Source organism: Paenibacillus agaridevorans (assembly GCF_003112455.1).
In the GTDB taxonomy this organism is placed as follows: Bacteria; Bacillota; Bacilli; order Paenibacillales; family Paenibacillaceae; genus Pristimantibacillus; species Pristimantibacillus agaridevorans.
The window spans coordinates 15,578-21,538 of record NZ_BDQX01000334.1; the positions used below are offsets into that span (position 1 = coordinate 15,578).

Annotated in this window: 4 protein-coding genes and 1 rRNA gene; all 5 read left to right on the plus strand. The window is 53.1% G+C overall.

Going from position 1 to position 5,961, the window contains the following annotated elements; translation table 11 throughout:
• Positions 1 to 1,135 (plus strand): MGH1-like glycoside hydrolase domain-containing protein (locus PAT3040_RS26325; protein ID WP_258235165.1); only part of this gene is annotated, 1,135 nt, incomplete at its 5' end.
• A 95-nt stretch (positions 1,136 to 1,230) separates the two neighbouring features.
• Entirely contained in the window at positions 1,231 to 3,213 is a 1,983-nt protein-coding gene (locus PAT3040_RS26330) for an ATP-dependent DNA helicase (protein ID WP_108995020.1), read from the plus strand.
• A 163-nt stretch (positions 3,214 to 3,376) separates the two neighbouring features.
• Positions 3,377 to 4,369 (plus strand): ROK family transcriptional regulator, encoded by a 993-nt coding sequence (locus tag PAT3040_RS26335; protein WP_108995021.1) that lies wholly within the window; start codon positions 3,377 to 3,379, stop codon positions 4,367 to 4,369.
• A 16-nt stretch (positions 4,370 to 4,385) separates the two neighbouring features.
• Positions 4,386 to 5,609 (plus strand): MFS transporter, encoded by a 1,224-nt coding sequence (locus PAT3040_RS26340; protein WP_108995022.1) that lies wholly within the window; start codon positions 4,386 to 4,388, stop codon positions 5,607 to 5,609.
• 291 nt (positions 5,610 to 5,900) lie between these two features.
• Positions 5,901 to 5,961, plus strand: a 16S ribosomal RNA gene (locus tag PAT3040_RS26345); the annotation flags it as partial.

Consider the following 5,961-nt stretch of genomic DNA (forward strand, 5'->3'; position numbering starts at 1 on the left):
TCGCGACACGAGGGGGAGCGGCTGCGTGGAGGCGTTCTGCGCATTCGATACGGGCCATGATCTGTCGCCGAGGTTCTGGCATGTGCCGGATACGCCGCATCTTGACGATCCGGCCTTGCCGTACCCGGACTCGCCGCTTGTGCCCTTTTTGGCGCCGGATCTTACGGCAAGCGTCTATTGCAGCCGCCGTTATCTGGCGCTTATGGCGCGCGAGCTCGGGCTGCCGCATGAGCCATGGCAAGAGAAGGCCGAGGCCAGCTTTGCCAGTCTGATGAAGCATTGCTTCGAAGAGGAGGATCATTTCTTCTACGACGTTGACAAGCAAGGACGTCACGTAAAGGTGCAGTCCGACGTTCTGCTGCGGGTCATGGCAAGCGAAGTGGGGGACCGGGATTTCTTCGATCGCATGCTGAGGCTTTATTTGCTTAATACGTCGAAGTTTTTCGCCAAATATCCCTTTACGTCGCTCGCGATGGACGATCCGCGCTTTGATCCGTTCGCCAGCTACAATACCTGGGCGGGAGCGACGAATTTCCTGAGCTTAATCCGGGCGCCGCATGCGTTCGAGCATCATGGACGCTACGTCGAGCTGACCTGGGTGCTGCAGCCCATCGTTTCCGCGATGGCGCGGATGACCCGGTTCGGTCAGGTTCTAAGTCCGTGGACGGGCAAGGAAGGTTTCGCCGAGTCGTATTCGCCGTCGCTGTTGTGCATGCTGGATTATGTGGAGCGGCTTAGCGGCATCCTGCCGACGACGTCGGGGGAGCTGTGGTTCACAGGGCTGCTGCCGTATCCGTTCGACCACGGCGAGAAGCTGGCCGAACGTACCGCCTACAGCCGGAAGGTCGACGGTAAGAGCTTCGAACTGCTAAATGGGGAGGAAGAATGCCGCGTCTATATTGACGGCAAGCTCGCCTTCCGTTTCCCGGCGGGCATCCGGCTTATTACAGATCGCGCCGGACAGCTCACGGGCCTTATCGGCATGAGCGCAAGACGGATAGAAGGCGCCATCCAGATCGGCGGCGCCGGGGAGGGAATCCCGTTCGGTGCGGACGGAAACGAGGAGCTGGCGTTTGAGGCCGGCGCGTTCCGCTCCGTATCGGCACCCGGAATTGTCTACCCGACTTACCGGTGACTGCGTGCGCGGATGTCGCTCTTGGATACAACTTTGATTTAACAGGAAGAACATGCGATAATGTTCCGACATGATTCCTGGAGGCAGAACCAACTTTGAAACAGTATCCTTTCGAATACGATCATTCCCGTCCCTTTCTTCAGCAAGTCGGAGAGTGGGTTGCGGATGTGTTCTACGACATATTGCCGGAAGCCGGCTTCGAGGTTCGCGACGAACAAATTTATATGGCTTACCAATTGGAGCGGGCATTTGCCGAAAAGCAGACCATCTTCGCAGAGGCAGGCGTAGGAACGGGCAAAACGCTGGTGTATCTGTTGTATGCGATTTGCTACGCTCGTTATACCCGTAAACCTGCGATTATTGCCTGCGCGGACGAGTCTCTCATCGAGCAACTTGCGAAGCCGGAAGGCGATCTTGCCAAGCTGGCTCGTCATTTGAGCCTTACGATCGACGCCAGAATGGCGAAGTCCGCGGACCGTTATCTATGTTTGGCCAAGATGGACCAAGTGAAGACCGGCGACGAGGATTACGATATGTATAGCGCGGTACGGGCCGAATTGCCCGATTTTGTTCATCAATATAAAGCGATGCAATCCTTCTATCCCTATGGAGACCGCAAACAATATCCGCACTTGGACGACCATCAATGGAACAAAATCAGTTGGGACACGTTTCAAGATTGTTTCTCTTGCGATCAAAGACATCGCTGCGGACAGACATTAACCCGCGAACACTATCGGAAGTCTACGGATTTGATTATTTGCTCGCATGATTTCTATATGGAACATGTATGGACATACGAGGGGCGGAAGCGGGAAGGCCAACTCCCGTTATTGCCGGATCACTGTGCCGTTGTATTCGACGAAGGACATCTGTTGGAATCGGCAGCGCAGAAGGCGTTGACTTACAGCTTGAAGCATTCGGGGTTCGAAGAATTGGTCTGCCGCTTGTTGAAAGGCGAAATCAGGGAGTCTTTGGCCGTGTTGATTGACGAAGCGATTGACCGCAGCGAGTCCTTATTCTACACGCTTTCGGCACATTGCGAGGATATTCCCGGCTCCGAGCGCAAACGGATTATTCTGGGCGAAACTTTGCAAGAAGAAGTGCGCCTGTTTCGTCTAGTGATCGAAGCCATCGAAGAAGAGCTGGTTTTCGAGAGCGATCTTTATACCTTGAACGAGTATCAGCTGCGGATTGTCGAGGAGCAGTTGGAGACGATCCAGAAAGCCCTGAGTTTGTTCCAGAGCTCCGACGCATTGATAAGTTGGGCAACCGAAGCAGAGGATGGACTCACCTTGGTCATCATGCCCAGAGCGGTTAAGGAAGTGCTCCGCGAAAGGGTATTCGCCCTGAATATGCCGATTGTTTTTTCGTCCGCGACGTTATCGGTGGGCGGTTCATTCGACTATATAACAAGCAGTCTGGGAACGGATCGTTATTTGTCCTTTAGCACCCAATCTCCTTATGATTATGAGAACCAAATGAAAGTCGTAGCTCCGCAATGGACGCAAAGGGCTTCGGGCGAGGAGAAAATGAAAGCTGCGGCGGGCCTGCTGGCCGAAACCGGCGGCAGGGCGTTGGTTTTATTCAACGGCAGGGAGGAAATGCTCCAGTTCAAGGAGCTGCTTCCTTCCTATCCGGAACTCGCGAACATGCGTTTTTGGTTTGAAGGGGACGCGGAAATCAGCCACCTTATCGGCTATTTCCAACGGGACGAAACAAGCGTGCTATGCGCTTTAACCCTGTGGGAGGGCCTCGATATCCCTGGTCCTTCTCTGTCGAACGTCATCGTCTGGTCTCTGCCATTCCCGCCTCAGGATCCGGTGTTTATGGCGAAGCGGGAAGCCGCGGCGGCTCCGTACGAAGAAGTAGACCTGCCTTATATGCTGCTTCGTCTTCAGCAAGGTATGGGACGATTAATCCGCTCCAGCGCCGATCGGGGTATCGTAGCGATCTTAAGCGAGGAAATCCACCATGACGCGAAGCTTCGAGAGGCGATCGAGAAGTTATTGCCGCAGGGAGTTCAGTTGCAGGATGTGGAGCCAGGACAAGTATCATCAACGAGCGGCCATTTTTGATCGCCAAACGTTTATTTAAAATTTGATTAGTAACCGCAGCTCGGTCATTTGCCGGCTGCGGTTATTTATGTTGTTCTTTCAAGCGAGCTCTGCTAAAATGAACTTGACTTATTAAAGTGATTTAATAAGTTTCCGATTGTTTGTGGAAAGGGTTGGAGGCGTTATGACAAACGAGTCGTTCCTGTACCGGATCCGGGCAGGACTTATAACGATGGGAAGCGCGACGAAGGCGGAGCTCAGCCAGCGGCTGGGGATCAGCTTCCCGACGATCAGCAAATTCATGGCTCAGATGGAGACGGACGGCGAGATCAGTTATACGGGCGACGATGATTCCAGCGGCGGTCGCAGGGCCAAGCGTTATGCCTACAATCCGGAATATATGCTGGGACTTGCCGTCTTCATTGAGAAGGACGAGACAAGCTTCTCTATCTTTAATTGCCTCGGGGAGATCAAGGAGCAGGGAGCCAAGCCAAGCGTTATCGAACATGACGCGGGTCTGCTTGCCGACCTTATCGAGTCGTTGATTGAGCGGTATCCGCGGCTTCGATCGATCGCCATCGGCGTTCCCGGCGCCGTTAATAACGGCAAGATTATTTTCATCCCTCCGTATCAGCAGTTCCTTGACTATGATCTAAAGGAGGAATTCGAGTCCCGGTTCCAGATACCGGTTGTGGTCGAGAACGATATGAACGCCTCGGTACTTGGATACGCATCGAACTTCGAGATGGAGGGCGAATCGCTTATCTATCTTTATTTCGGTCAGAACGGACCTGGCTCCGGCATTATGATCAACGGAGATGTCGTGCGGGGAAGCACGTTTTTCTCCGGGGAAATTTCTTTTGTGCCTCAGTATGACAAACAATCTTTCCTTCAAGCGCTGCGAATGGAAGAACGCAATAGCCGTATTCAATTGACGGGAGAAGGGCAGATCGATGCCGTCGCTCGTCTGATCGCGACATTTGCAGCCATTCTTAACCCGCGGGCGGTCATTTTTTGCGATGATGAGGTGGACGAAGCGATACTGACCAAGATCGCGGAACGCAGTTCAACTTATATTCCTCAAGCGCATTTGCCCATACTCACGATGAGCGGCTGGAGACAGGATTATCTGACCGGCTTGCAACAACTGGCTCTACATGCCATGATATCGAACTGACAACCGAAGGAGCAGCATGATGGCAACTTTATTTCTAATTATTATCTATCTGGCATTTATTAGCCTTGGCATTCCGGATTCCCTGCTCGGGGCGGCCTGGCCGATGATGCGGCCCGACTTGGGGGTTTCGTTCGGTTACGCTGGCATTTTGTCCATGATCGTAGCCGGCGGCACGATCGTATCCAGTCTCGCAAGCGGAAGCTTGGTGCAGCGTATCGGGACGGGAAGACTGACCTTGATCAGCTGTTGTTTGACGGCAGGAGCGCTGCTCGGATTCGGATGGGCGCCATCGGTCGCCTGGCTTGCCGTATTGGCGATTCCTCTGGGGTTAGGCGGGGGAGCGATCGATGCCGCGCTTAATCATTATGTAGCAGACAATTACAAGGCTCACCATATGAATTGGCTGCATTGTTTCTGGGGCGTAGGCGCGACTGCCGGGCCTATAATCATGTCCTTTTATATGGCGGAACATAACTCCTGGAGAGAAGGTTACACGGCCGTAGCCCTGATTCAATTCTCGCTCGTGGCGATCTTGCTGATCACGTTGCCGCTGTGGAAACGCGTTGCGGCGATCAGGGAGAGCAAGCAGATTGGCAATCAGGTCCCTCCGGCGCAGGCTGAAGCCGAGTCGAAGGCGTCTTCAGGCAGCTTGAGCAAAAATGTTCTCCGGATCAGAGGAGTGAAGCCCTCGCTGGCCGCCTTCTTGATCTACTGCGGAGCAGAATCCCTCGTAGGATTGTGGGGTGCAAGCTACTTGGCAGGAGCGCGAAATATAGCAGCCGAAACGGCAGCGCTCTGGATATCCTTGTACTATGGCGGAATAACCGTCGGCAGACTTGTTACCGGTTTTATTACGCTGAAGGTCCGCAATACGGTGTTAATCCGTTGGGGCCAGATCGTGGCGGTTGCGGGCGGCGTCATTTTACTGCTCCCCAACCCGTCGTTCATGCTTGCGGGGCTTATCCTTATCGGGTTGGGGCTCGCCCCCATCTACCCGGGTCTTCTTCATGAGACGCCTGCTCGCTTTGGCCGAGAAAATGCCGCCAGGCTAATGGGATTCCAGATGGCGGTCGCTTATACGGGAACGACCTTCCTGCCTCCGCTTTTTGGAGTGCTTGCCATGCGGACCGACATAAGCGTACTTCCAGCGATATTCCTCATTCTCATGACGGTGATGTTGCTAAGCGCAGAGAAGGTTAACCGAATTTTGCACAATCACTCGGCTTCGGCGCAGAAATGAAATTAAGGGTTGCATATGAGTAAAGGAATGTGTTAAGATAACATTCCGCTGTTAAAAGCGGGAGGAGAGAGAACACAGGCCATTAGAAAAAAAGTTTTAAAAAAAGAGTTGCTTTTCTGAAAGGTAATGTGTTATGATACTTCTCGCCGCTGAAAACGGCGTAAGACAAGCAGAATGATTGTTCCTTGAAAACTGAACATTGAGCGATATGTTAAATTTGAAGATTTTCGAATTGGCTCCGCCAAGTACGAAAACTTCTAGCTAGTTAAGTAATGAGCAAGTCAAACAACCTTAATGGAGAGTTTGATCCTGGCTCAGGACGAACGCTGGCGGCGTGCCTAATACATGCAAG